Source organism: Nocardioides sp., from assembly GCF_035576065.1.
Lineage (GTDB): Bacteria > Actinomycetota > Actinomycetes > Propionibacteriales > Nocardioidaceae > Nocardioides.
On record NZ_DATLWX010000029.1, the window covers coordinates 30972 to 52249 of the forward strand.

General features: G+C 68.6%; 40 protein-coding genes. 4 read left to right on the forward strand and 36 right to left on the reverse strand.

Annotation, left to right across the window (positions count from 1 at the left end; all coding sequences use genetic code 11):
- Positions 1-15: 15 nt before the first annotated feature.
- On the reverse strand, positions 16-1026 hold the full coding sequence (locus tag VNJ48_RS13605; protein WP_325602975.1) for a hypothetical protein: 1011 nt from the start codon (positions 1024-1026) through the stop codon (positions 16-18).
- Between VNJ48_RS13605 and VNJ48_RS22685 the strand changes: the two genes are divergently transcribed.
- Positions 988-1080: a hypothetical protein gene (locus VNJ48_RS22685; protein ID WP_414689953.1), complete on the forward strand. Its 93-nt coding sequence runs from the start codon at positions 988-990 to the stop codon at positions 1078-1080. The two genes, VNJ48_RS13605 and VNJ48_RS22685, sit on opposite strands and share 39 nt — an antisense overlap.
- Here VNJ48_RS22685 and VNJ48_RS13610 read toward each other — a convergent pair.
- From VNJ48_RS13610 to VNJ48_RS13765, 33 genes are all read right to left on the reverse strand, one after another.
- The gene (locus tag VNJ48_RS13610; protein WP_325602977.1) at positions 1077-1205 is read right to left on the reverse strand and encodes a hypothetical protein; all 129 of its coding nucleotides are present in this window, start codon (positions 1203-1205) and stop codon (positions 1077-1079) included. The two genes, VNJ48_RS22685 and VNJ48_RS13610, sit on opposite strands and share 4 nt — an antisense overlap.
- Positions 1202-1645 carry a hypothetical protein gene (locus VNJ48_RS13615; RefSeq protein WP_325602979.1) on the reverse strand — a complete coding sequence of 148 codons (444 nt, stop codon included), beginning with the start codon at positions 1643-1645 and terminating at the stop codon, positions 1202-1204. The genes VNJ48_RS13610 and VNJ48_RS13615 overlap by 4 nt, the downstream gene beginning before the upstream one ends.
- A gap of 10 nt (positions 1646-1655) precedes the next feature.
- A complete protein-coding gene (locus VNJ48_RS13620; protein ID WP_325602981.1) occupies positions 1656-2630 on the reverse strand; it encodes a hypothetical protein in 975 nt (324 codons plus the stop codon).
- Complete coding sequence (locus tag VNJ48_RS13625) at positions 2630-3133, reverse strand: hypothetical protein (RefSeq protein ID WP_325602982.1); 504 nt, start codon at positions 3131-3133, stop codon at positions 2630-2632. Before VNJ48_RS13625 ends, VNJ48_RS13620 begins: the two co-directional genes overlap by 1 nt.
- A 441-nt stretch (positions 3134-3574) precedes the next feature.
- Complete coding sequence (locus VNJ48_RS13630) at positions 3575-5131, reverse strand: hypothetical protein (protein ID WP_325602984.1); 1557 nt, start codon at positions 5129-5131, stop codon at positions 3575-3577.
- Positions 5131-5298: a hypothetical protein gene (locus tag VNJ48_RS13635; protein WP_325602986.1), complete on the reverse strand. Its 168-nt coding sequence runs from the start codon at positions 5296-5298 to the stop codon at positions 5131-5133. The genes VNJ48_RS13630 and VNJ48_RS13635 overlap by 1 nt, the downstream gene beginning before the upstream one ends.
- A gap of 20 nt (positions 5299-5318) precedes the next feature.
- The gene (locus tag VNJ48_RS13640) at positions 5319-5483 is read right to left on the reverse strand and encodes a hypothetical protein (RefSeq protein ID WP_325602988.1); all 165 of its coding nucleotides are present in this window, start codon (positions 5481-5483) and stop codon (positions 5319-5321) included.
- A gap of 2 nt (positions 5484-5485) precedes the next feature.
- Positions 5486-6892, reverse strand: a complete 1407-nt coding sequence (locus VNJ48_RS13645; RefSeq protein ID WP_325602990.1) for a phage terminase large subunit — start codon at positions 6890-6892, stop codon at positions 5486-5488.
- Positions 6892-7452 (reverse strand): terminase small subunit, encoded by a 561-nt coding sequence (locus tag VNJ48_RS13650; RefSeq protein WP_325602992.1) that lies wholly within the window; start codon positions 7450-7452, stop codon positions 6892-6894. Before VNJ48_RS13650 ends, VNJ48_RS13645 begins: the two co-directional genes overlap by 1 nt.
- A gap of 134 nt (positions 7453-7586) precedes the next feature.
- Positions 7587-7877, reverse strand: a complete 291-nt coding sequence (locus tag VNJ48_RS13655) for a hypothetical protein (protein WP_325602994.1) — start codon at positions 7875-7877, stop codon at positions 7587-7589.
- Positions 7878-8630, reverse strand: a complete 753-nt coding sequence (locus tag VNJ48_RS13660) for a hypothetical protein (RefSeq protein WP_325602996.1) — start codon at positions 8628-8630, stop codon at positions 7878-7880. It lies immediately after the preceding gene.
- On the reverse strand, positions 8627-9049 hold the full coding sequence (locus tag VNJ48_RS13665) for a RusA family crossover junction endodeoxyribonuclease (protein WP_325602997.1): 423 nt from the start codon (positions 9047-9049) through the stop codon (positions 8627-8629). Before VNJ48_RS13665 ends, VNJ48_RS13660 begins: the two co-directional genes overlap by 4 nt.
- Positions 9046-9282 carry a hypothetical protein gene (locus VNJ48_RS13670; RefSeq protein WP_325602999.1) on the reverse strand — a complete coding sequence of 79 codons (237 nt, stop codon included), beginning with the start codon at positions 9280-9282 and terminating at the stop codon, positions 9046-9048. The genes VNJ48_RS13665 and VNJ48_RS13670 overlap by 4 nt, the downstream gene beginning before the upstream one ends.
- Positions 9279-9467 (reverse strand): hypothetical protein, encoded by a 189-nt coding sequence (locus VNJ48_RS13675; RefSeq protein WP_325603001.1) that lies wholly within the window; start codon positions 9465-9467, stop codon positions 9279-9281. Before VNJ48_RS13675 ends, VNJ48_RS13670 begins: the two co-directional genes overlap by 4 nt.
- A complete protein-coding gene (locus tag VNJ48_RS13680) occupies positions 9464-9748 on the reverse strand; it encodes a hypothetical protein (protein WP_325603002.1) in 285 nt (94 codons plus the stop codon). The genes VNJ48_RS13675 and VNJ48_RS13680 overlap by 4 nt, the downstream gene beginning before the upstream one ends.
- Positions 9745-10164, reverse strand: coding sequence for a hypothetical protein (locus tag VNJ48_RS13685; protein ID WP_325603003.1), 420 nt, complete (start codon positions 10162-10164; stop codon positions 9745-9747). The genes VNJ48_RS13680 and VNJ48_RS13685 overlap by 4 nt, the downstream gene beginning before the upstream one ends.
- A complete protein-coding gene (locus VNJ48_RS13690) occupies positions 10161-10385 on the reverse strand; it encodes a hypothetical protein (protein ID WP_325603005.1) in 225 nt (74 codons plus the stop codon). The genes VNJ48_RS13685 and VNJ48_RS13690 overlap by 4 nt, the downstream gene beginning before the upstream one ends.
- A complete protein-coding gene (locus VNJ48_RS13695) occupies positions 10382-10555 on the reverse strand; it encodes a hypothetical protein (protein WP_325603007.1) in 174 nt (57 codons plus the stop codon). The genes VNJ48_RS13690 and VNJ48_RS13695 overlap by 4 nt, the downstream gene beginning before the upstream one ends.
- A 265-nt stretch (positions 10556-10820) precedes the next feature.
- Positions 10821-11354 carry a hypothetical protein gene (locus VNJ48_RS13700; protein ID WP_325603009.1) on the reverse strand — a complete coding sequence of 178 codons (534 nt, stop codon included), beginning with the start codon at positions 11352-11354 and terminating at the stop codon, positions 10821-10823.
- A gap of 8 nt (positions 11355-11362) precedes the next feature.
- The gene (locus VNJ48_RS13705; protein ID WP_325603011.1) at positions 11363-12256 is read right to left on the reverse strand and encodes a DUF3102 domain-containing protein; all 894 of its coding nucleotides are present in this window, start codon (positions 12254-12256) and stop codon (positions 11363-11365) included.
- Entirely contained in the window at positions 12253-12816 is a 564-nt protein-coding gene (locus tag VNJ48_RS13710; protein WP_325603013.1) for a hypothetical protein, read from the reverse strand. Before VNJ48_RS13710 ends, VNJ48_RS13705 begins: the two co-directional genes overlap by 4 nt.
- Entirely contained in the window at positions 12813-13580 is a 768-nt protein-coding gene (locus tag VNJ48_RS13715) for a hypothetical protein (protein ID WP_325603015.1), read from the reverse strand. Before VNJ48_RS13715 ends, VNJ48_RS13710 begins: the two co-directional genes overlap by 4 nt.
- Before the next feature lie 18 nt (positions 13581-13598).
- On the reverse strand, positions 13599-13883 hold the full coding sequence (locus tag VNJ48_RS13720) for a hypothetical protein (protein ID WP_325603017.1): 285 nt from the start codon (positions 13881-13883) through the stop codon (positions 13599-13601).
- A gap of 2 nt (positions 13884-13885) precedes the next feature.
- A complete protein-coding gene (locus tag VNJ48_RS13725; protein ID WP_325603019.1) occupies positions 13886-14101 on the reverse strand; it encodes a hypothetical protein in 216 nt (71 codons plus the stop codon).
- A 3-nt stretch (positions 14102-14104) separates the two neighbouring features.
- Positions 14105-15172, reverse strand: a complete 1068-nt coding sequence (locus tag VNJ48_RS13730; RefSeq protein ID WP_325603021.1) for a hypothetical protein — start codon at positions 15170-15172, stop codon at positions 14105-14107.
- A 75-nt stretch (positions 15173-15247) separates the two neighbouring features.
- A complete protein-coding gene (locus VNJ48_RS13735; protein ID WP_325603023.1) occupies positions 15248-15706 on the reverse strand; it encodes a hypothetical protein in 459 nt (152 codons plus the stop codon).
- 50 nt (positions 15707-15756) lie between these two features.
- The gene (locus VNJ48_RS13740; RefSeq protein WP_325603025.1) at positions 15757-16191 is read right to left on the reverse strand and encodes a hypothetical protein; all 435 of its coding nucleotides are present in this window, start codon (positions 16189-16191) and stop codon (positions 15757-15759) included.
- 161 nt (positions 16192-16352) lie between these two features.
- Positions 16353-16844: an HNH endonuclease gene (locus VNJ48_RS13745; RefSeq protein ID WP_325603027.1), complete on the reverse strand. Its 492-nt coding sequence runs from the start codon at positions 16842-16844 to the stop codon at positions 16353-16355.
- A complete protein-coding gene (locus VNJ48_RS13750; RefSeq protein WP_325603029.1) occupies positions 16841-17113 on the reverse strand; it encodes a hypothetical protein in 273 nt (90 codons plus the stop codon). The genes VNJ48_RS13745 and VNJ48_RS13750 overlap by 4 nt, the downstream gene beginning before the upstream one ends.
- 303 nt (positions 17114-17416) lie before the next feature.
- Complete coding sequence (locus VNJ48_RS13755; RefSeq protein WP_325603031.1) at positions 17417-17767, reverse strand: hypothetical protein; 351 nt, start codon at positions 17765-17767, stop codon at positions 17417-17419.
- Complete coding sequence (locus VNJ48_RS22690) at positions 17764-18243, reverse strand: HNH endonuclease signature motif containing protein (protein ID WP_414689955.1); 480 nt, start codon at positions 18241-18243, stop codon at positions 17764-17766. The genes VNJ48_RS13755 and VNJ48_RS22690 overlap by 4 nt, the downstream gene beginning before the upstream one ends.
- The gene (locus VNJ48_RS13760) at positions 18243-18431 is read right to left on the reverse strand and encodes a hypothetical protein (protein ID WP_325603032.1); all 189 of its coding nucleotides are present in this window, start codon (positions 18429-18431) and stop codon (positions 18243-18245) included. The genes VNJ48_RS22690 and VNJ48_RS13760 overlap by 1 nt, the downstream gene beginning before the upstream one ends.
- A complete protein-coding gene (locus tag VNJ48_RS13765) occupies positions 18428-18604 on the reverse strand; it encodes a ribbon-helix-helix protein, CopG family (RefSeq protein ID WP_325603034.1) in 177 nt (58 codons plus the stop codon). Before VNJ48_RS13765 ends, VNJ48_RS13760 begins: the two co-directional genes overlap by 4 nt.
- Positions 18605-18703: 99 nt before the next feature.
- On the opposite strand from VNJ48_RS13765, the gene VNJ48_RS13770 reads away from it, so the two are divergent.
- Both VNJ48_RS13770 and VNJ48_RS13775 read left to right on the forward strand, forming a co-directional pair.
- A complete protein-coding gene (locus VNJ48_RS13770; RefSeq protein ID WP_325603036.1) occupies positions 18704-19069 on the forward strand; it encodes a helix-turn-helix transcriptional regulator in 366 nt (121 codons plus the stop codon).
- A gap of 35 nt (positions 19070-19104) precedes the next feature.
- A complete protein-coding gene (locus tag VNJ48_RS13775; protein WP_325603038.1) occupies positions 19105-19419 on the forward strand; it encodes a hypothetical protein in 315 nt (104 codons plus the stop codon).
- Here the strand turns inward: VNJ48_RS13775 and VNJ48_RS13780 are convergent.
- A complete protein-coding gene (locus VNJ48_RS13780) occupies positions 19416-19607 on the reverse strand; it encodes a hypothetical protein (RefSeq protein WP_325603040.1) in 192 nt (63 codons plus the stop codon). The genes VNJ48_RS13775 and VNJ48_RS13780 overlap by 4 nt on opposite strands.
- Positions 19608-19648: 41 nt before the next feature.
- Complete coding sequence (locus VNJ48_RS13785) at positions 19649-20080, reverse strand: hypothetical protein (RefSeq protein ID WP_325603042.1); 432 nt, start codon at positions 20078-20080, stop codon at positions 19649-19651.
- Between the two features lie 125 nt (positions 20081-20205).
- Between VNJ48_RS13785 and VNJ48_RS13790 the strand changes: the two genes are divergently transcribed.
- Positions 20206-21278: recombinase family protein (locus tag VNJ48_RS13790; protein WP_325603044.1), on the forward strand; the 1073-nt coding region annotated here is incomplete at its 3' end.

The following is a 21278-nucleotide window of genomic DNA, read 5'->3' on the forward strand; positions in this document are numbered from 1 at the left end:
CCATCGTGTCCTCCCCTACGCCGCGCGACGGCCGCGGCCACGCGACTCGACTTCGACATCGAACCATGCCAGCAGTTCCTCGGTGTCGCGGTCATACGTGACCGGCGTCTCCATCGCGGCCACCTGGGCGTCGCGTCCGGCGGTCGCCCGCAACGCCACGTAGGCCGGGTGGTCGGGGTCGACCAGCATGAACTGGCCGTAGTCGCCCTTGCCCTTCTCGGGTCGCCAGTCCCCGACCCCGGCGAGAAGTCCAGCCGCGCTGAACAGGTTGACAACGGACCGCGCGGTGAGGATCGGGACATTGAACTCGACCAAGATGGTCGCAGCCCAGGAGCCGACGATGGCTCGCGTCCGCACGTCCGGCGTCCGGTTCATGTCAGCGGATCGGACGATGGTCGAGAACACCTCGGGGATACCGTAGACGCCGACCTGCTGACCGCGCACCCAAAGCAGCCGCCCGATCTGCGCCTTGCGGGTGCCGGGCAGGTCGAGTGATGCCGTCATCGCCGCGCCCTTGAAGGCGGAAGACATGTGCGCCAGCAACGTGGGGGCGTCCTCGTCTTCGACCATGTACGGCGACGCCCGGAACTCCGCGATCGGGTCGTGCTTTAGCGTCGCCGCCCGGTCCGCCGTCGTCTTGCGACCAGTCGGCAGCAGCAGGTCGTGCTTCGCCTTCTCGGACAAACGGTTCAGAATCAGCGGCGTCGTGCCGAGGATGTGAATCTGCATCACCTCGGTCTTGATCGGATCGACGACGATCCCGGCATCCGCCGGCTTTATCGCGCCCAGGGCGCCCTCCTCGATCCCGGTGCTGATGCGCGTGGGTACGTCGCCCGTGCGAGACCCGATGGCATTCTGTGTGGGATCATACTGATATGGTATCACAGCGATACCGTATAACGGCAGTATCGGGATGGTGTCATGCTTCGGGCGATGAAAGACGCGGTGGGGTTCTTGCTCAGGCTTCCCCCTGAGCTCCACGAACAGATGAAGCGGTGGGCAGAGCGTGAGGAGCGATCCCTCCACGCGCAGATTCTTTATGTCTTGCGCCGCGCGCTCAGGGAGTGGTCGAAGCCTTAGCGGCAGACCCGGTCGATATGGGCGCAGATCATGAGCAGCGCCCGCCGGACGACCAGCAGGAAGTCGCGCAGGTCGTCGGACATCGGCTCGGCCTCGCGCTTGGTCCGCTCGGCCGTCGCGCTCATGGCGTCGCTCCGATCACCGGAATCATCATCTCGTCGGGCAGGCCGTGGCGGGTCAAGACCAGCGCGCGGGCGACCTGCTCTATGCCTCCCTCGTGGAACAGGTCGTACCGTTTCCAGGCCAGGTTGCGCTCGGGCTTGGGAACGTACTGTCGATAGACCCGCGCAATCTCGTCGTGCTGGGATCGGTTGGCGATGTGGAGGAGCTCGTGGACGAGGGTCGTCTCGGCGTCGTGGTCATGCTGGCTGATGTTCGTCGCCGCAACCGACGACAGGTGCAGGGTCGCAGCGGAATAGCGGTCGCTGATCCAGCACGCTCCTGACGGCTTCTCGGGGTCGTCGGTCATAGCAACGCTGATCTGCCAATGCGCCAGCCCCAGCCGCGGCGCCCACCACCGGACCAACTCGACCGCCCGCTCGGCGGTGATGTAGGGCTCGTTCATCGGCTCCTCCTCACGGGTCCGCCGGGATGTCGACGTTACGCCCGGTGCGGGGGTAGGACAGCCCGGACGGACCCGGTTTGCGGCCGTCGGCCACCGCCCTGGCCCGCGCGTCCCGGACCGACGCCTCGTGGTAGTCGCGCCCGTAGCGGGTGTCCGTGCCGCGCGTGATGAAGTCGCGCAGCTCCAGGCGCCCGTTGACGAGGTCGTCGCGGGCCTTCGGCGGGATGTTGCGGAGGTCGCCCGCCGCGATCCGGCCGGCCAGCCAGTCGTCGCCGGTGTCGTCGAACGGGGTCTCGCCGGTCAGCGTCAGCGATGCGCGACAGCCGCACCCGAGATGCATGGGGGCAAACTCGTCGTCAAGGGACATCACCTGACCATGGAGGCCGATGCAGCACAGACACGAGCGCTCCGTGAGCTGGCAAGTCCATACCCATCCGGAGACCTGGTCGTCGTTGGCCCGCCCCGCCGCCAGCGTCGCGGTCCGGCCGGCGTCGTGGATCGCGGTCCGGCTGCCCATCAGGTAGCGCGACCCCACCTCGCCCAACGCCTCGGCGAAGAGCCCGCTCGGGTCGGCGACGCCGAGCTGGGCGAGCAGTAGGTCCGCGATGGTCTCGACCCCGGCGTCGCCGACGCCGCCCAGCCACCGTCCCACCGGGTCGCCGCCCCGGACGACGCCGACGAACCGCCCGGCCTCGATTGGGTCCGCCGCCCGCCAGACGTCGGCCGCGTCGGGCTTGGCCGTCGCCGTCGCCACCGAGACGGCGACCTCTTGGGCCTTGACGATGCGCGGGCCGTTGGCCTCCGCGTAGGCGGCGAGGAGGCGACGGGCGTAGGCGGTCAGCCGGTCACGGTCTGCCGGGGTCGGCGTGCCGTCGGCGGCGGCCACCAGCTCCCGCCAGGCGTCGGCGAGCGCGCGGTGGATCGCCCCCAGGTCGCGGGCGAGCCGGGCCTCGACGGCGTCGCTCAGGGTGCGGACGGTGGGCATCAGTACGGGAGGTCGCCCCGCGCGGACAACGCCTTGACGGCCTCGGCTATCCGGGCGAGCACCTCGTCGGCGCCGGGACCGCCCGTGGTCAGGACGGGGAGCTGGATGCGCCGGCCGTACTCGGCGACCAGCTCCATGACGAGGTCGACGGGGTGCTCCCCCGCACCCGGCGGGGGCACGACCTCGCCCCCGTCGGACGGGTCGGGGCGGCGGTCCGTGTAGTCCCGCACGTACGCCGCCACGTCGAGGTCGATGGCCTTCGCCCTGCCTGCCCCATCCACCCCGACGTCCGGCGGGGCGGCGCCGTCCGGCCAGCGGATCACGTCCACCCCGGCCTCGTCGTAGGCCAGCCCGGCCGCGCGCATCCGCTCCCGCCACACCACGTCGATGGGCTCGCCGGTCTCGGCCTCCAGCTCGTCGAGCGTCCGGGGGCGGCGGGCCCCGCTCGGCTTGACGTACGCGATCGGGCCGAAGCTGAGCTCGACGCGGGTGGGGCTGGACATCGCTACCCCCTCCCCTCGAACAGCGCCCGCAGACGCAGCCACCAGATCACGGGGTGCCACGGCCGGGGCTCGACGACCGTCCACGCGAAGATGCGCCCGTCGATCTGGTACGCGCCCAACCGGGAACTCTCGCGCCACGGCGACGGGAATGGACCGCGCCGGGCCGGGCTGAGGTTCATCGTCTCGTGCGGCTCCACCCCGACCCCCTCCCCCCGAACATCGTGCAGCCGTGGCTACCCGTTGTGGCTATCCAAGCAACGATAGCCTCGGCGTTAGACCCCCACGCGGTAGACTGCCGATCAGTGGTCACGCCGTCGCCATTCGCCTCTCCCTTGCGGCAAACTCCGATGTCCGTCTCCGATCGGGACGGTCGGGCGTTCTCCCAATGGCGGCAATCCATGCAGTGCCCAACGGTAGCCGTATCGCCCGGACGAATCATCGCTACACCCTCCCCGTGGCGAGCATCTGGCTGAACACGTCTCCAGCCGACGATGCCCCCGTCTGCCGCTCGACCAGGATGCCGGGCCGCGTCCGGGCCGCGTACTGCTCGTCCGTCTCGCCGTCCGGAGCCGGGCCGTAGATCTCCTCGTCGTCGAACCCCGCGTGGCGGAGCGCGAACGGAGCCGTGAGCCGCTCCAGCGCCTGAGCCTCGGTCGCCAGGTCGAGCATCGTCGGCGGCAGCACCTCCCGGTCGCGCATCGCCATCGGCATCTCGCCCCGGTCGAAGCTGTCGAGGGTGAACGCGCGGAAGGGCTCGTGGGCGGCGGTCGGGTTCGGGACCATGCCCTGGCGCAAGTACTCGCCCATCATGGCCGCGCCCATCTGGGCTAGCTTGGCGATGCCGCGGTCGGCGGCGGATCCGTAGACGCTGTTGACGTCCTCCTGGACCCGCGCCACGACGACGCGGACGCCGAGTTCCCGGACGCCCGACATCTCCACGTCGAAGCTCAGCTCGGGCAGCGCGGTCCGGATGTCCCGCTCCAGCCGGTTCACCCATGCCAAAGAGTCGGCGAGGCCGAGGTTGCTCAGCAGCGGGAACGCCTGCGAGCCGACCGGCATGGGGATCAGGCCGCTCGACTGCCGACCGTCCTGCGTCGCGGTGAGGTCGACGACGGCCCGCCCGAACTCGTCGTAGGCGGTCGCCTTCGACCCGCCGTTCACTGCCGCGCGCAGCCCGACCGGGTCGGTCGTCGTCACGACGGTCGTCTGGTGGTTGAGCAGGCCGATGAAGTCGTGGCCGTCGCTGAGCGATCCGTTGAGTTGGTGGATCATCGGGATCAGCCCGTCGAGCCGGCTGCGGTACCCCGGCCCGCCCTCCAGGATGGCCGGGCAGAAACCGAACGGGTTGTCGCTTTCTTCGACGTTCGTCTCGACGCCCGTCGCGCCCCAGACCTCCCAGCGGCGGAACGTCGCCTTGTCGACGCGCTGGTGCTTGACGTACTTCTCGACGGTGCCGTTGGCGGCGGTACGCGTCTGGGGGATCGCGACCTCGTACCGCTTGACGTCGCCCCGGATCGACAACTCCAGGTCGACGAGCTCGCGCGGGTGGATGAGTCGGGGGTAGACCTCCCGCAGGTCGTCGGCGACCTCGGCGATGGCGAAGGCGACGCCGAGCAGCGGCAGTCGCTCGGCGTAGGTCAGCAGGTGGCGCTGCGTCCACCCGCCCCAGCGCATCGCCTGCTCCCACGCCTCGATCAGGAGCGGGTTGCACTCCGGCAGGTCGTAGGGGATGCGCCCGGCCGGGAAGAGGTAGCCGGGCCAGCGCTCGATGGCGCTCTTCGGGAGCGTCGTGATGGCGCGGATGTTCTTCGTCAGCGCGGGGGATCGGCGGGCGGCCCGCTCCAGCCCACGGGCCAGCGTCGGCTCGTCGTAGAGGGTGCCGTCGTAGAGCCCTTCGAGGAAGTCGTAGCGGGCCACGGGCGCGGTGTACGCGGACGCCTCGGTCCGGGACGCGGGGGCGTTGGCGAGGAAGCGGGCACCGACGGCTTGGACGCCCATCAGGAAGCCACCGGCTCACGCTGGCGGAGTGCGTGTGTAAGGTCATCTCGGAGATCAATGATCGCCGTGCCGCTCGCGTCGAACGTCAGCGTCACCGTTACCTTGTGCCCGTCGACGATGCGCACCACGACGTCCTCACCCTCGCGGGTCACGAGGACCGACGCCACGTCTGAATTGTACCGATCACTCATCCTAGCCCCCCAATCCAGCCGACGATGACCACCGACCCGGCGACCAGCGCCGCCGCCAGCCAGACGGCGGCGAGCACGGCCAGCGTCGTCGGGAACGCGGCCACGAAGTACCCGACCATGATCTCGACGCGGGTCCGCCCGATGCGGTCGATGATGTCCACGGTCAAATCCCGCCCTCTGAAAATGCCCGAGCGTAGTCGAAGGTCGGGTCGAGGCCGGGCGGCGGGTTGTCGAGGTACATCGTCAAATACCGCGTCATGTCCATCCCGTGGTCGTCCACCTTGACGGGCCGCTCCCGCCGCGCCACCGTCGCGGACTGGCGTTCATCCCACACGTAGGTTGGGATCTCTTGGGCGGTACAGACGGGCTTGCCAGCCGCGCGGAGTTCAGGGTCGGGATGGTGGATCAGGGCGTCGCGGACGATCCGCAGCCGCGGCCCCTGGCCCTCCCCCTTCAATCGCCGCTCCACGGCCTGAATCCCGGTCTGGATGTCTTTCTTGGCCGCGATGGTCGTCAGTTTGGTCTCGCGCTCGAAGGTCGCCCGGTCCTCGGCATCGTGGTCGGCGACCACCCCGACGGGCTTCGGGCGTCCGCCCCAAAACCGCATGATCTCGTGGGCTGCGTCGGCGACCAGGGTCCGAGTCCGGTAGAGCTCGTGCTCGAGGATCGCCCCGCCGTCCGGTTCGATTGCCCAGCATCCCCAGACGAGCGGGTTGACGTACCCCCAGTCGAGCACCCACACGCGGTCCCACTCCGGACGGATGTCCGCCTTGGAACGATCGACCAGGTGGGCTCCGTCGTCCCACGACTCGTAGACCTGGCCCTCCGCCGCCACCCACTTGCCGTGCCGGAGCCGTTGGTAGCGAACGCCCGTCAATCCGTCCAAGATCGCGAGGTACCGCTCCCCGGCCACGGTCCACCGCTGAGCAACGCGATCCCACATGGCCGGGTTGTCGACGTGGGTGGAGGTCCAGAGCGTCAGGCGTCCCTCCTCCGCCCGCTGCTTGATCCAGTGGGTGGGAGCGTCAGGGTTGCAGTCGCCGATGACCAGGGACGGGGGACGATCAAAGAGGGACGGGCGATCGGTCCGACCGGTGATCATCTCCCAGTCGTTGAGGCTCAACTCGGTCGCCTCGTTCGCCAGTACGATGTCCCACTCCGACGATTTCACCTTCTCGACGTTGTCAAGTCCGGCGGTGACGATGACGGACCCGGTCTGCTCATAGACGAAGTGGGCTGGTAGCAGTTTGTTGCCCCCGAAGTACGTCACCCCGTCGAGCGCCGCGCGCTTGCCATCGAACCCGTAGAGGACCTGCTCCCGATACGTGACCAGCATGGACGACTTGAGCGACTCCTCGGTCTTGCGGATCATCAGCACCCGGAGTCGATCGCGTTGGCAACGACGGTGGACCGCCTCGAGCAACGTCCGCGTCTTGCCCGTGCCGGCCGGGCCGCTGTAAACGACCTCGCCGGAGATCTCTTCGGTGAAGAGCTTGGACCCCTCGCCGCGGATCTCGGTGACGAGTCGGACGTCGGTCCGGCCATGCGGTTGCAGCGCCTGGGCGACCATCAGGCGGCCTCTGCGGACGGGTCGACCGTCGGCGTCACCGGGTCCGCCACGATGACGAACTCGCGGGTGATCGAGCCAGACACGTCGACCCGATCGGTCCGCTGGCCCAGTTCCTTCGCGGCCTGCTCGTAGAGGGACTGGATCTCCTTCGTGACCGCGACGTCAGCCTCGTACTCGGCCACCATCGTCGCCGACTCGCCCGAACCGATCATTTTCCACCGCTTGACGATCAGGCCGGTCCCGCCGCCCGCCGCGCCCTCGTCATCCCGATACTTATCCGCCCGCTCCTGAATGACCGTCCAGTAGCGACCCTCGAGGTCGCCCAGCCGGTCCACCCGATATTCGATCTGGGCGATGGCCGATGCCCGGACCTCGTCGCGCCACGCCTGGATGGCGGCCTGAATGTTTGCGTTTGCCAATAGCAGGGAGCCGCGGGTCCGAGCGCCGCGCTCGCTGTAGCCTGCCAGGATGGCCGCTTTGGTCGCGTTCATCCGAGCGTCGCCCAGATAGGCGGCGACGAACGCCTCCTGCTTAGGCTCGAGCGCCTTGCCCTGTGCCATCCACCCACCATGTCGTGATCGGCATATGCCGGTATGCCGCAGACCGTATGCGCTCAGTCTAGCGGGCCGGGGCCGCGCGTCAACCGGGACTCCGCTCGATCCGCGCGGCCGTCGGGTCGGTGGGGGTGGGGGGGTCAGACCACCTCCGTTTCGGCGAATAGATCCCACGAGACTTCCAGGAGTGGGTCCAGAATCAACATGGCCCGGACGAGCGACAGCGGAAGCGTTTCGACGGTGCGGGTGACATGGTCGAGGCAACCTAGCGCGAGCCCTCGGTCCATGAACTCGCGGATGATCTTGGACAGCATCATGTCGTCGATCAGCGGGTTTCTCAGCGGAGCCCATCCGTACTTACGTCCATGCTCAGCAAGCACGTCGAACAACTCCATCCGCTCTTGCTGGCGACGCCTCTTCTTGCTAGCCACCTACGCCCCCTCCTGTGCTTCCAGCAGCGCCCGCAGCCGGTCAACCTCGTCGTGGATATTCGTGCAGTCCCGACTCCGCACCTTCGGGTTGTCGAGGATCGTCCGCAGGTCCGCCACGTCCTCGGCGCTGAAGATGCGCCCGCCCTCCCCCACGGCGCCGGCGAGGGCGGCGCGGGCCTGGTCGCGGTACCGCCCCTGGACCTCGGGGACCAACTGATGCCAACGACGCCCGTCGTCTCGCCCGTCCAGCACCGTCTGGGCAAACGCAGCCGCCGCCGCCTCGACCTGCTTCTCGGTCGACCCCGTCTCCCCCGTCGCGGGCGCGGGGGCCGAGGCGGCGAGGGCCATCCGACGCGTGATCTCGTCTCGGAGCGCAATCCGGTGATGTGGGAAGTCCGGGGGGAGCTGGCGACGCTCAGCCGCCGCGAAGGTCATAACCAACTCGTAGTCAGCCATCCCCCCCACCCCCTCCCGCTCCGGCGGGGTCGCGGGGGCCGGGGCTGCGAGGTGGGTGGCCGACGACCCGGTACGGAGTTGCCCCCACGCGCCGTACCCGACGTCGAAGATGGTGGGCTTGGGACCGATGACGGCACGGACCGCGTCGACGGTCGCGTTGGGGTCGTCCGGGTTTGCCGCATCCGCTGGCACGAGGACCTGGATCATCGCGAGGACGTACACCTCCTCCCGATCCGGCGGGGTCGCGCCGGGCTCGGTCGGCTCCGGGGTGTTGGTGGCGGCCATATCGGTGGTCACGGCGTGACTCCTTCGGTGATGATCTCGACGACGGTTCGGGGGGTGGGGTCGGTCGCCATCGTGGCGAGGATGCGCTTGACCTGATGGTCGTCCACCCACGCCACCTTATTGAGCGCGTCGGACACGAGCTTGACGACGTTGTCGAGGTCGGGTGCGCGCGTCTTGGCGCTGTAGGCCCGGACGATCAGGGCCACCTCCCCGGCGTAGGGCAAGTCGAGACCGTGGATGGCGGCGACCCGCTTGTACTCCCAGGCGACGGCGGCCTCGGCCGCCTTCAGGGCGTCGCTGTTGAACATGCGACCAGAGCGGGGGTTGTAGCGGACCCGCTGCCATGCCTGCGGCTCCCCGTCGACGGTGAAGGCGACCACCAGCACAGGCTGCGCCTCGGTCGCGGGCCGGGGGCGGGCAGGGGCAGTCATCGGATCCTCCGCTGGTCGAGCAGAGCGCAGAGGCGGGCCTGCCGATCGTCGATGCGGGCGTTGACCGCGGCGTCGTCCCGCCACGTCGCCGCGTCCGGCTCGACCGTGACGACCATCGCCGGCACGCCGTCGGTGATGGCATGGACCTCCCGCTGGCCGCTCGCGCGGTCGCGAAGTCGGTACCAGCGGAACGTGTGGTCCGGGGGGCGGGTGGGGTTGACGCCGATCCTCATCCCGCCCCCTCCGTGTCCACGTCACGCCGTAACTCCACTCGATAGCCAGCGGCAATGCACCGCCACACGTAGCCGATGAAGTCGCCACGGGCGTCGTAGGCCGCCGACTCCACGATCTCGACGGTCGCGCCGTCCCGGTTGCGGACGGTGGCGGTGAGCTCAACGGCCTGGAAGGTGGTGGTCATCGGTTCTCCTCCGCGTGGCGCCTGATGAATGCGTTAGCCTCGTGGATGGCAATGTCGAGGCAGGCATAGTGCTGCTCCCTCCCGATCAGCGCGCACCCCTTGAAGAGCATGAACCCCCACCACTCCTTGCCGACCTGCGTAAGGTGGATCGTGTAGCCCTTGACCGCGGCAGGCTCGGTCCGCTCTGCCCCATAAAAGGCGGTGAAGTCGTCGCCCTTCATGGTCTTGTGCCCCGGCGGGGTCCGCGACCCCCTGCCGTCCATGCCCGTGTGGTTCGTCATGCGGGCACCTCAGGCGGATGCGCCAACGCGGGCGGGACGCGCACGGCCCAGGCGTCGTAGGTCTTGATCTCCCCCTTCCGGGGGCGCCCGGTGCCACGCAGATACCCGTTCCACCGCACCTCGATCAGCCAGTCCGACCGGTGCTCTTCGAGGATGTCGGCGTCCTCCGTGCGCCCGAGGAGCTTGTGGAGCTCGAAGTCGGCGTTCGGGACGGCCCGCTCCCAGTAGAGCCAGCCGGAATCGTTGTCGCCCAACCCCCAGAGCGACAGGTTCCACATCGGCGGCGCCGCGGCCATCGCCTCGCGGCAGGGCGCGCAGAAGGTGAAGATGTCGAACCATCGATCGTCGCTCTCGATGCCGACCAGGTCGCCGGCGGTGGAGTACCCGCGACACGCCTCGCATTGCTCGGTGGTCATGCGGCGCTCCACTCGTGCTGCGTTCGGACGGCGACGGTGCGGGCGACCGAGCGGGCGGTCAGGACGAAGGTGGGGACGCCACGGGCCGCGCAGGTGTCGGCGTAGGCGTAGGCGTAGGCCGGGTCGCACCACGTCCAGCACCCGTCGGGGATGCGGTGGACGGCGGCGAGGCGGTCGGCCTCGGGCTCGCTGCGGGCGGGGACGATGATGGTGGCGGTCATAGCGTCTCCAGTCGGGCGAGGGTGGTCCGGCCCTGGGCCAGCGCCACGCCGGCGAGCTGCGGGCGGGTGGAGCGGGCGACCTCCACGCCGTCGCGCTCGACGACGTAGACGAACAGCGGGCGGTCGCGGTACGTCGCGCCGTCGGGGTCGGGCTCGATGCGGACGGTCATGGCAACCGTTTTCCTGGATCAACTGCCCACGGGTCGACGCTTGGGTCTCGGATCTCCCACTCCAGGGCCTCATACGGGGTTAGCGACTCGGGGTGACGGTCCCTCAGGGCCAGCACCTCGTCCGCGGGCGACACGAGTCCCCGCTCGTCGACATACGCGGCGAACTCGTCCCAGGTCATCTCCCACCAGAGCACCGTTCGATGCGCGGGAGGCTCCCGCTGGGTGAGTCGGCGCCATTCGATGTCCCAACGATCGAGCGGAGCGCTCACGCCGTTTCGGAGATGTCGAACGACCGGGGGTCAATCCCGTCGATCTCGCACGCCTCGCCTGGGGTCTGCGTGTGCGGGTACTTGTCCTTGAGGGTGATAACGTCGCTGAACGCATCGACCTGTGCTGACATGACATCCCGTCGAGCGGCCACCGTCTCGACCATCTTCTCGAACTGCTTCCACGTCAGCTCCCACCAAAGGGGCTGCTGGTAGTGACGACTGGGGACCCCGTCGTCATCGACCGCGGGGACGCCCCGGCGAGACGGAACGGAGAGCACATGTCCGGTCCGCGCAATCCGAAACACGGATACATCGGACTTGAGCCACGTCTGAATGCGGCCACGAGCGCCGTCACGGCCGAGCGCCGACACGACGCGCTGCGCCTGGCGATCGCCGCCCTCCGCCATGCGCTCGACGTTGGGGTAAACGTCGTCTGTGAGCGCGGTGACGGCGCACTCGACCCCCTTGGTCGACGCCGCCTCGATCAGCGAATCGAACCACTTCTTGTCGTCCGGCTTGAGCGCTGACATCTTGGACACTACGCGCCTTCCTTTCCCACGAGGCGGATTCCCCGCCCCAATGCACTGCGGAGCTGCCCCGACCACGTGTCGAGGGTGTCAACGAACCGGCGGGCTCGCTCGGCGTCGCCCGCGTCCAGCACGTCGGCGATCCGTTCCGGGTTGAGCGAGATCAGGTTGCGGTGCGCCCCGACGACCGCGGTGGAGAACGCGGCACGCAGCACCGCGTCCTGCGTCCTCGGCGACATGACGCGCGACAGGATCGCGTCGCCCATCGCTTGCTCCGCCTTGGCCTGCCCGCGGCGGGCCTCCCGCTCCCGTTGCCGGCGGTGGTCGTCGAGGTCGAGGGGCCGCTCGGTCATGTGGCAGTTCTGGCAAGAATCGCGACCGAGCGGCCAGTGGTGGTCGCACTCCGCGCAATGCCAGACCTCCTCGCTGAACAGTTCACCGCAGTCCTCACACGGGACCGAGGCCTCGATGACGTGCTGGGGAAGGGGCTCGGGTCGGGCAGCCTGGATGGCGTCGCGCACGTCGCTGTAGCGGACGGGTTCGCCAGACTCGGCTTGGGTCACGAAATGCTGGCGAACCTCGGCTGGGGTGGACGGCGATGCGAGGAGGTACAGCGCGGACGGGCCAAATCCCACAAGTTGTGGGATTTCCCCGAACGTTGTGGCGACCCGCATGAAACGATTGGCGGTCTCGTCGGACCAGCCGAATTCGGCATTAAGCCACGGTAGCCACGCCCCGCGTCCGACCCGCTGCTTGACCAGGATCAGCCGCTTTCCGATATCCACAATGTCGGTGCTGGATCTGGTTGCGAGTCGGCGTATCTCCTCAGCGTGTGCCTCCACAAACGGGTCGCTCGGTACCGCTAGCGCTTCCACGGAGAACCCACCTTGCTCATACTCGTTCATCGTCCCGTCCCCACCTTGACCATCGGCACGACGTTGCCGGCGCTCGGCATCCGCTTGAGCCCACCGGCCAGCTCCGCGATGCGCTGCGCTGTTCCGCCGGTGACCGCATCACGGTCATCGTCGCGACGACCGCTCGCCGCCAGGCCCCGATACACGTCCCGGTACTGCGCTCGCATCGTGTTCTCCTGATCACTCTCGACCATGCATATCGCCTCGATGCCGATGATCCTGGCCGCCCGAAACGCGAGCGGATCCGTCATGGACCACGGTCGCCACAGGTGGTTATCCCGGCGCTGCGCCTTGACCGCCTCCCACGCCGTCTCCCAGTCGGGCGCCCCCCCTTCGGTGAGGTCCTGGATGGCGTTGGCGAGGGCCGGGGCGCTCGGACAGAAGTCCGGATGGCGGCGCAGGATCGTCGGCAGCGCGGCCAGCACGACCTCCCACGGCACGTCGCCGATCAGCGCCCGGTACATCTCGGGGCTTCGGGCGCCGAGCTTGGCGTTCGGGTAGGTGTCCGACAGCACGGCGCATAGCTCGACGGACTGAAGCTCGGTGATCACGATTGGTTCCTCTCTGCGGCTCGTAGGGCTTCGGCTCTGGCGTAGAAGTCGGGTGTTCCGTTAGCGCTGCCCGTCGGAGATCGAGGCCGGCCGAACTCCTGGTAGTTCCCGGCCCACGTTTGCCACGCCTTGGCGACATCGAGGAACGTGGTGCCCTTGGACCGGTGGTGGTTGACGAACTTCTCGACCTGACGAGGCACCTGCTCGAACGGCATGCCTTGGGCGAGGGCGTAGTTCACGCCGGCGTCGTCGGGGTAGAAGTCATCCGGCACCTGCTGCTTGCGTTTGGCGCGCGGCGCAGTCGCGCTCGAAACAGAGGTGACGATAGGAACCTCTGTTTCGTCTAGGACGGGACGGGACGGGACGGGGCCATCGGTTTGCCATTCGTTTGCTACGGCTTTGCCATTGCCGTTGCCATCCGTTTGCCATCTCGCGGCAGCTCCTGCCCGTCCGGCAGCGGCGCGTTTTGCCGACAGCGAGGTCCGCTCGGCCTTCACCTTCTCCGCGCTCGGCTGATAGTCGAGGTAGTCGTGGACGCGGTAGCCGTCCTCGCACGTTTCCCACAGGCCGACGTCGACCAGCCGTTGGGCGAGGTCCTCATCGGTGTACTCGGCGTAGTCGTCAGCGAGGCGGAGTGCCATGCGTCTCGGAATCAATCCATCGGTTAGCAGTCGGTTGCAGTAGCAAAGTCCGTCGACAAACAACGACTTCGCTAGCGGCCCCGCTGCGATCACCTTCGGGTGATCCGGGAACTGGTCATCCAATCTCGCCCACGCCATCGGTTAGCGGTTCCCCCACGTCTTGACCGGCGCCGTCGTCTTCGCCGGCGGCGCGAGGCGGGCCACGTCCTCGGCCCGCTCGCTCGCCATCCGCCGTCCTTTGGCGCACCAGCAGAAGCCCGACCGCCCGGACCGGGGGTAGCCCGAGTCCACGCAGTCGACGCACTGCGTCCACGGCGGCATGCCCTCCGCCTCGATCGTCTCCGCCGCGTGGCGTCGGTTGCGCTCCACCGGCCCGTCGGGGCCGTAGAACCGCGCATGCCAGTCCGTGGGCTCGGTGTCGTGCATCGCTACTTCGCTCCGTACTTGCGGAACACCTTGTCGAACGCGGTGATGATCTCCATGTCGTTGATGAGCCCAAGCAGCACGGCGACCGCCTTAGCCCAGTCCTGATCCTGCGCCGGGGCGTCAGCAGGAGGTGGCGGCTCCGCGGCGAAACGATCGAGCAGCTGAAGGGCCTCGCGGCGGCTGATCCCGACGTAGCCGGGGATGTTGGTGGCACTCATCGTTTAGTTGACCCCCGCGATCTGGTCCGCCGTGCGCCCGCGCGTGGTCGTCGGCATGCCGGCGAGTTGGTCCGTCGCGGCGACCTTGCCCACCCAGTCGGGGATGCGCTCGCCCGTGGCCGGGTCGTACTCCGCGTCGTCGTCGGGTGTGGCAGCGGCGAACCCCTTGACCAGGTCCACGCGCCCGCTCCTGGGGCTCACGGACAACACCATCGTGTTCGGCATCGGGTCCTCGTCGGGGCGATTGTCCGCATCATCGGCGTCGCCCGCCTCGATCAGCGCCGTGAGATCGGCACGCCGCCGGTCGAAGTGCGGGCGGAGCTGCTGACCCTTGCCGTTGGCCGCTTTCTCGAGCCACGCCAGGTGCGTCTCGGACGGGCTCTGCGCGATGAGCGCGGGCCAGAGGTCGACGTCCTTCCCCACCTCCGCGACGAGTGCCTTCCACGCCTCCTGGTCGCGGTTGGCGGTGGCGGCGACGGCGCGGTCGGTGAGGTTGTCGTAGATGTGCTTTACGCCGGTACCCGCTCGCCCGCCGCTGCCCTCCGGCGTGATTGAGCCGGTGAGGCGGGCGGGGTCCGCGTTGATGTGGGCGCCGGGGATCGTCTCGATCTCCGACTCGTCCAACATCCCCAAGCCGCACAGGGAGAGCGTCACGCGGCGCTTGGCCTTGGTCAGCGCCTTCATGTAGGCGTTCGCGAGCGCATCACCGGTCAGCCCCTTGACCGTCGTGACACCCATGTCCATGTCTTGCCGACCGGTCGAGTCGGTTGCGTAGACCTCCACGATCCGCATGTCCCCCTCGGTCCGCGCGTCGACCTTCGTGACGCTGATGCCGCGGATGCTGCGGAGTTGGTCGGTGCAGGACTTGGTCGCGTACAGGACGGTCTTGCCGGAGAGGGTCAAGTAGTCGAACGGCTTGGTGAGCGGGTTCAGCCCGATCGAGCGGCACGTCTCGGAGTAGTACTGCCACTTCTCCTCGGGGGTGAGCTTGCCCAAGTCGCCCTTGGTGATGACCGCTTCCATGACGGCGTGGTGGTCGCGAACGGCGGGGCTGTTGTCGGTGTCTGCCACGGGGTTACACTCCTCAGTAGGTCGTCGAATCCTGTCGATGGGGGGCTCGCCGTTCGCAGCGGCGAGCCCCCCGCGTTATCCGCCGATCTCCGGCCCCTCCAGCAGCCCCATCCCGATCGTCACGCTCGGCCCCACGAGCAGCGCCAGCACGACCCGCTGCCACCGCCTGGCGTAGCGGCGCAGCACGCGCGGCCGTCGCGGCTCGGGCATCGGGGCGACGGGCAGCGCCGCCTCCCCCAGCTCGGCCAGCGCCCGCCAGTACGGCGAGGTGCGCGGGAAGCACGCGGCCAGGCCGTAGTAGCGCCCCGCGAGGTTGAGCCGCTCGACCTCGCTCAGGTCGGCCACCGAAACCGCGACCGAGTACGCGGCCGTCGCCGGCGGGGCAAGCGCATCGCCCTCCTCGTCAAGCCAAGACGTCGGCACAGGCTGTCGTCTAAGAGCCACGCGGCGAGCCGCCGCATCCTGGTGCCGGAGAATGGCCCGGATGTCGTCGGGGGTGCGGCCGTAGTCGTCGTGATCGTCGGTGGCGCGCATGTCGTCTCCATCGGGTGCCCTCGAGGGGGCGGGGTCGCGGGTCCGGTCGGTTAGGTGGCTTTCGGGTCGTCGGCGAAGGCGGGATCGAGGGTCACGGCCAGCCGCATCCACGCGTCCATCCCCTCGTCGTCGTAGATCGGCGCCTCGCTGTGCAGCACGATGTCGAGGTCGGCCCGCGACACCGTTACGGTGTCCCGCGTCGACGCCTCGGCCCCCGGCAGCAACAGCGTCAGGAGCGGCAGGGTGGCCTCCCGAAACACCGCGTAGTCGTCGGGGTCGACGATCACGCCGGGTCGATTGCCGTAGCGGACATAGGCGTCGTGGATCGACTGCTCGTCGTCGGCCGCCTGCAACTCGGCCAGATGCGGGCTCCACGCGGCGACGTCAGGGTGGGGGTCAGCGGTGATGGCGTTGAGCTGGGCCTGAATGGCCTCGATCATGTCCATCACGAGGTGATCGCTCGGGTCGTGGTCCCCGGCGGGCATTGCGCCCCACGCCTCGCGGGCGGTGTCGTAGTCGCCGCGTGGATCGTCTGGAGGGCCGTCGGTCGTCGGTTGCATGGTTTAGACTCCCCTTGGATCAGTCCACTGATTGGTCGGTCGGCCCCCTGCGATCCCCTCGCACGGGGCCTTCTTCGTTGTGCGCGTCAGGCGGCTTGTTCGCTTTCTCCCGGAAAGTTGAGTCGGGCGAACTCACCGAAGTGCTCTCGCGCCATCCGGTCGTAGTCGCGGGCGGCCTCTTCGGGTGACGGCCTCCATCGCCCTCGAGTCGTGACCCCGTTCACTTGGATTTGGGCCTGCCAGCGGTCGTTTCGCCAGAAGGCCGCATGGACGCACCGGTATCCAGACCGACTCGGTTTCGCCCGGACGTTGGCGCATTGCTGTTGACGGGTAGCCAGACGCAGGTTGGTCGAGCGTCGGCAGTCAAGCCCGTCACCGTTCTTGTGGTCGACCTCGATCCCAGCCGTCGCATCCATCACCAGACGGTGCAGATAGACCGTCTTTCGGTCGATCTGCGTAATGGCATAGGTCGTATGCGGATTGCGCGATGCACTCCAGCGGAGCCCGCTGACTCGCGGAAGATCGATGTCATCGATGAGTGCAACGTCGCCGTTCGTGAGCAACACCTGTGCGGTCATGCGGCTTGGTTCTCCAGCCCGTACACGCCGGCACGCATCCCGAGGTCGGACAGATAGCTGTCCGTCTCGATGTCGCGGGCGAGGGCGGCGTTGAGCTGGCCCCGGTAGGCGGCCAGGTTGACGACGCGGGCCTTGCGCTCCTGCGACTCCAGGACCCGCAGGTACTCGGCGTCGGAGATGTGGCGGTCGGCGATGATCTCGAGCACGACGTCGTCGTGGCGGTCGCACTCCTGTCGTGCGAGGACGACCAAAAGCGGCTTCATGGCCATGGCGGGGGTGGACTCCGTTCGCGGGATGAAAATCAATTTGTTGCCGGGGCGCGTCCTGGTTGATACCGTCGTCGTATGGGCATTTCTCCTCAGGTAAAAACGAATGTCTCGGACGGGCGCCCCGCCCTCGTCGATCGACGCGCCGCGCTGGCTGGGGCACGGCCGGGCGGCTCCCGCCCCGGCGCTTACTCCGCCCCCTGCTGGTCCGCGGAGCCAGCCATCGCGCCAAAGAAGACCCGACGATGCGGCGGGTGCCGGGGCGCGTTGACGCGGCGTGTCGATCGACGAGGGCGCGGTGCTCAATCAGGCCGCCCGGTCCAGCGCCACGCCGGCCGTGTCCACGACCGCGAGCGCGTCGCGGATGGCGGTCGGGAGGTCGAACGCGACGCCATTGCCGAACGCCCCGCCGTCGACGGTCCAACCCACCTCGTCGGGCCAGACGGTGAACAACGTCACCACCGTCGGAACGGGATCGTCGGTGAACGTCTCGTTCGGATCGGGAACGGCGATGGTCACGGTTGCGGGCAGCTCGTCGCTGATCCGCGCGAAGTGGCTGAACACGGCCCACCTGGGGTCGGACTCGCGCCGCCGGGGCCGAAGCTCGGCCATGAGGACGTAGACCGTGCCGGCCGTGACGGTGTCTGGGGTGGTCATGCGGCTCGCCTCCGATCTTTCAATTCGCGATGTCGACGGGCGTCGCACGTCCGGCATATCCGCCTCCCACTGGAATGGATCGAGATGTCGGTATGTCCTTGAAGGCAGTGGCCCGCGTGATGAAGGACGACGTTCCGGTTGAACCCACGCATGAGGTTTTCGCGCGGCGTCACCGGCTCCAAGTGCTCGGAGTTCACACACGACGGGTTTCGGCACAGGTGGTCGATCACGAGACCGTCCGGGATCGGGCTAACGACCTCCTCGTATGCAAAGCGATGAGCCAGCACTTTCTGGTCTCCCAAACTGAAAGTCCCGTAGCCGTCTCGGTCTCGATATGCCATCCACTCGTGGCATCCGGTGGCGGCGTTGATTCGGACCTTCGACGTGAATCTCTCGGGAAGACGCGACACACGATCAATGTCATCGTCGTCAACGAGGGCGACCATCCCGTTGGAAAGAGGAATCTGCCAAACCATCAGGCTGCCTCTCGGGTGGACTCGTCGGCGTATCGGCCCTCGGCGGCCAGGGTCCGCAGCGTCTCGACCATCGCCTCGGCGTGGACGGCGACGGCGAGGCAGCAGAAAGGGCAGAGGACCGCGTCGTTGCGCTCCGGCCGGAGGGTCGCGGGGGTGCCGCAGCCGGGGGTCTGGCAGATGGTCATCACGCCGCCACCTGCTGGCGAGCGCCGTCGATGATCTGCCGGACCAGCTCGCTCTTGGAGATGCCGCGCTTGCGGGCCTCAGCCTCGATCCACGCGATCAGGGAGACGGTCAGGGAGAACGACGCGGTGGGCGCCGTGATCCTGGAGACCTTCTCCTCGACTGCCATCGTCGCCATCAGATTGCTCCTGGTTCGTCGGTATTCCGTCTGCACACCTTCAGTATACGGACTGAATACCAGTTGTCAATAGTCATCGCACCGACGACCATGGCCGGCATGGGGAGCTTGCTAGGTGCCTATGTCCGCACGTATCGGGAGGGGAAGGGCCTCACCCTAAAAGCGTTCGGCGACCGGATTGGCAAGAGCAAGGAGTACGTCTCTCAACTGGAGTTGAGGACGAAGCTGCCTGACGCCGATATTCGGAGACGTATCGCGGAGGCGATGGGCGTCTCGCACCTGGACCTGCTGATCGCGGCCGGGGAGCTGTTGCCCGAGGAGGTGACGGCGGCGGGCAAGGTGGGGGTGGTCGAGGAAGACGCCGACAGCCCGGCCACCGTGCTGGTGGAGCGCCTTCGGAGCGCACGCCTTGACGCCGCTCAGGTTGAGGCGATCGAGATCATGTTGAAGACGTGGGGGAGGTGATGCCGCAGAAAGACCGTCCACCGAGGGTGGTGTCGGTGCGCGTCGTTCAAGGGCAGGCGTTCGTCGGCCAGACGATCCGGATCGACGGGCGCCGGTTCGAGCGGTGCTCGTTCACCGACTGTGTGATCGAGTTCGGCGGGGCCGAGATCGGGTCGATCGCGGGCTGCTCGCTCACGCGAACCGGACTCGCGCCGGTGGACGCGGCGGAGACGACGCTCCAACAACTCGCGCTCATGTACGAGGATCCGGGGTTCCGCGAGGTCATCGAGACGATGTTCGATGACGTGCGGGGGATGTTCGCCGATGAGGACGCGCCCTCATCATCGCCGGTTGCATCGTTCGATGCCTAACGAACGGACCGCGCGGCCACTGCGTAGCAATCGACAAGGGTGTTGCCTTCGCAGCGAGCGGGGTACGCCTCATGGAAATCGCGGTACGTCTCCCAATCCTCAAGCGGCTTGAGGTTGGCATCATCGGGAGCTGTCGCGACGTTCTCGTCGTCGTTGGTCTCGTCGTCGTTGGTCTCGTCGGCCGACATCGTTGCATCTGAATCTTGCATGGTCATCCTCCCGATCATCACTATATCTGATGGTCAGGGGTGGCGCCGTCGTCGTCCCCCGTTCGCGGCACGATCCCCAGTCCGCCGCAGACGTCGCACCCGTCGACCTCGCCCGGCTCGCAGCGGCACCACCCGCACACCTGATAGCCGAACGGCAGCTCCCCCACGCCGGGGACCGGCGAGACGGTGCCGCGAAAGATCGGCGTCACCTGCCGGCTCCCGTACTGATCGGCCGCCCGCGTCGCCACCATCTGCAACAGCAGCCACCACCAATGGCGCTTGACCGCGGGGTGGTCGGACGCAACGGTCGTCGTTGTCCCACCGCCGAGGCCGGACACGATGACCTCCACCAGCTCGTCGACGGTGATGGTCAGCCCGGTGTTGGCGACGGCGGACTCGTCGCCGCTCGCGATGGTCAGGACGGCGACGCCGGACGCGGTGATGGGTGGCATGAGGACTCCTAGACGATCTGGCTAGGCGCTTCGGCGCTCTGCGGTCAGGAGTAGAATAGAACGTCTGTTCTGTATCCGCAAGAGGTGACGCCATGACAACGGTCCTGGGGTATTGCCGTCAGTCTTTGGCCAGAAAGCACGAGCTCACCGCCGCCGATTCGTTGAGCCTCGACGCCCAGGCGGCCCGGATCGCGGAGCACTGCCGGGTCAACGGGTGGGAGCTGGTCGACTGCGTCCGGGACCACGACGTGCGCGGCTACGACGCCGACCGGCCGGGGCTCAACGCGGTCCTCGCGCGCGCGTCCTCGGTCGACGCGGTCGCGGTCTTCGCCCTGTCGCGCCTGGCGCGCGACAACATCCTCCAGGAGGTGATCTGGCGGCGGCTGCGCGACGCGGGGTGCCGGCTCGTCTCGGTCTCGGAGCCGGCCGCGGAGGACGAGCTGGTGCGCGGCATCCTGGGCGTCGTCTCCCAGGCGGAGCGGCGGCGGATGGGCCGGATGATCGCCGCCGCCGGGGCGGAGCGGCGCCAGCGCGGCCACCTCCACGGGCGCATCCCGTACGGATACCGATCGGTCGACGGCGCGGTCGTCCTCCACGACGACGAGGCCGCGACGGTCCGGCTCATCTTCGACCTCGCCGAGGGCGGGGCCAGCGCCTCCGCGATCTGCCGCGAGCTGGAGCGCCTCGGGGTCCGCCCCCGGTTCGCGCCGGCCTGGAACGTCAGCACGGTGATCCGCATGCTCCGCAACCCCGTGTTCGGCGGGATGGCGAGCCTGGCCGCGGGCGGGGTCGTGGCCGGGCAGCACCCCGCGCTGGTCGACGAGCCCCGGCGGGCCGCGATCGCGGAGCGGGTCGCCGGGGCCCCGCGGGTCCGCCACAAGGTGGGGACGAGCTGGCTCGAGGGGCGGGTCCGCCACGCCTGCGGCGCCCGGATGTACCTGATGATCGTGGCGCGCCGGCCCGACGAGCGGATCGGGATGCTGCGGTGCGCGGCCCTGAAGGGCGAGCGCCCCGACCGGTGCCGCGAGCCGCTCGTGCAGGTCAGCGTGAGCCGGGTCGAGTGGGCGGCCCGGGAGGCGATCGCGGGGGCGCTGGCCGCGATCGTCCCGTTCGAGGCGGCGGTGGCGGCGGCGGTCGCGCGGGCAGGCGGGGACGGCGTCGCGCGGGAGCGGGCCGCGTCGGAGCGCGACCGGGCCCG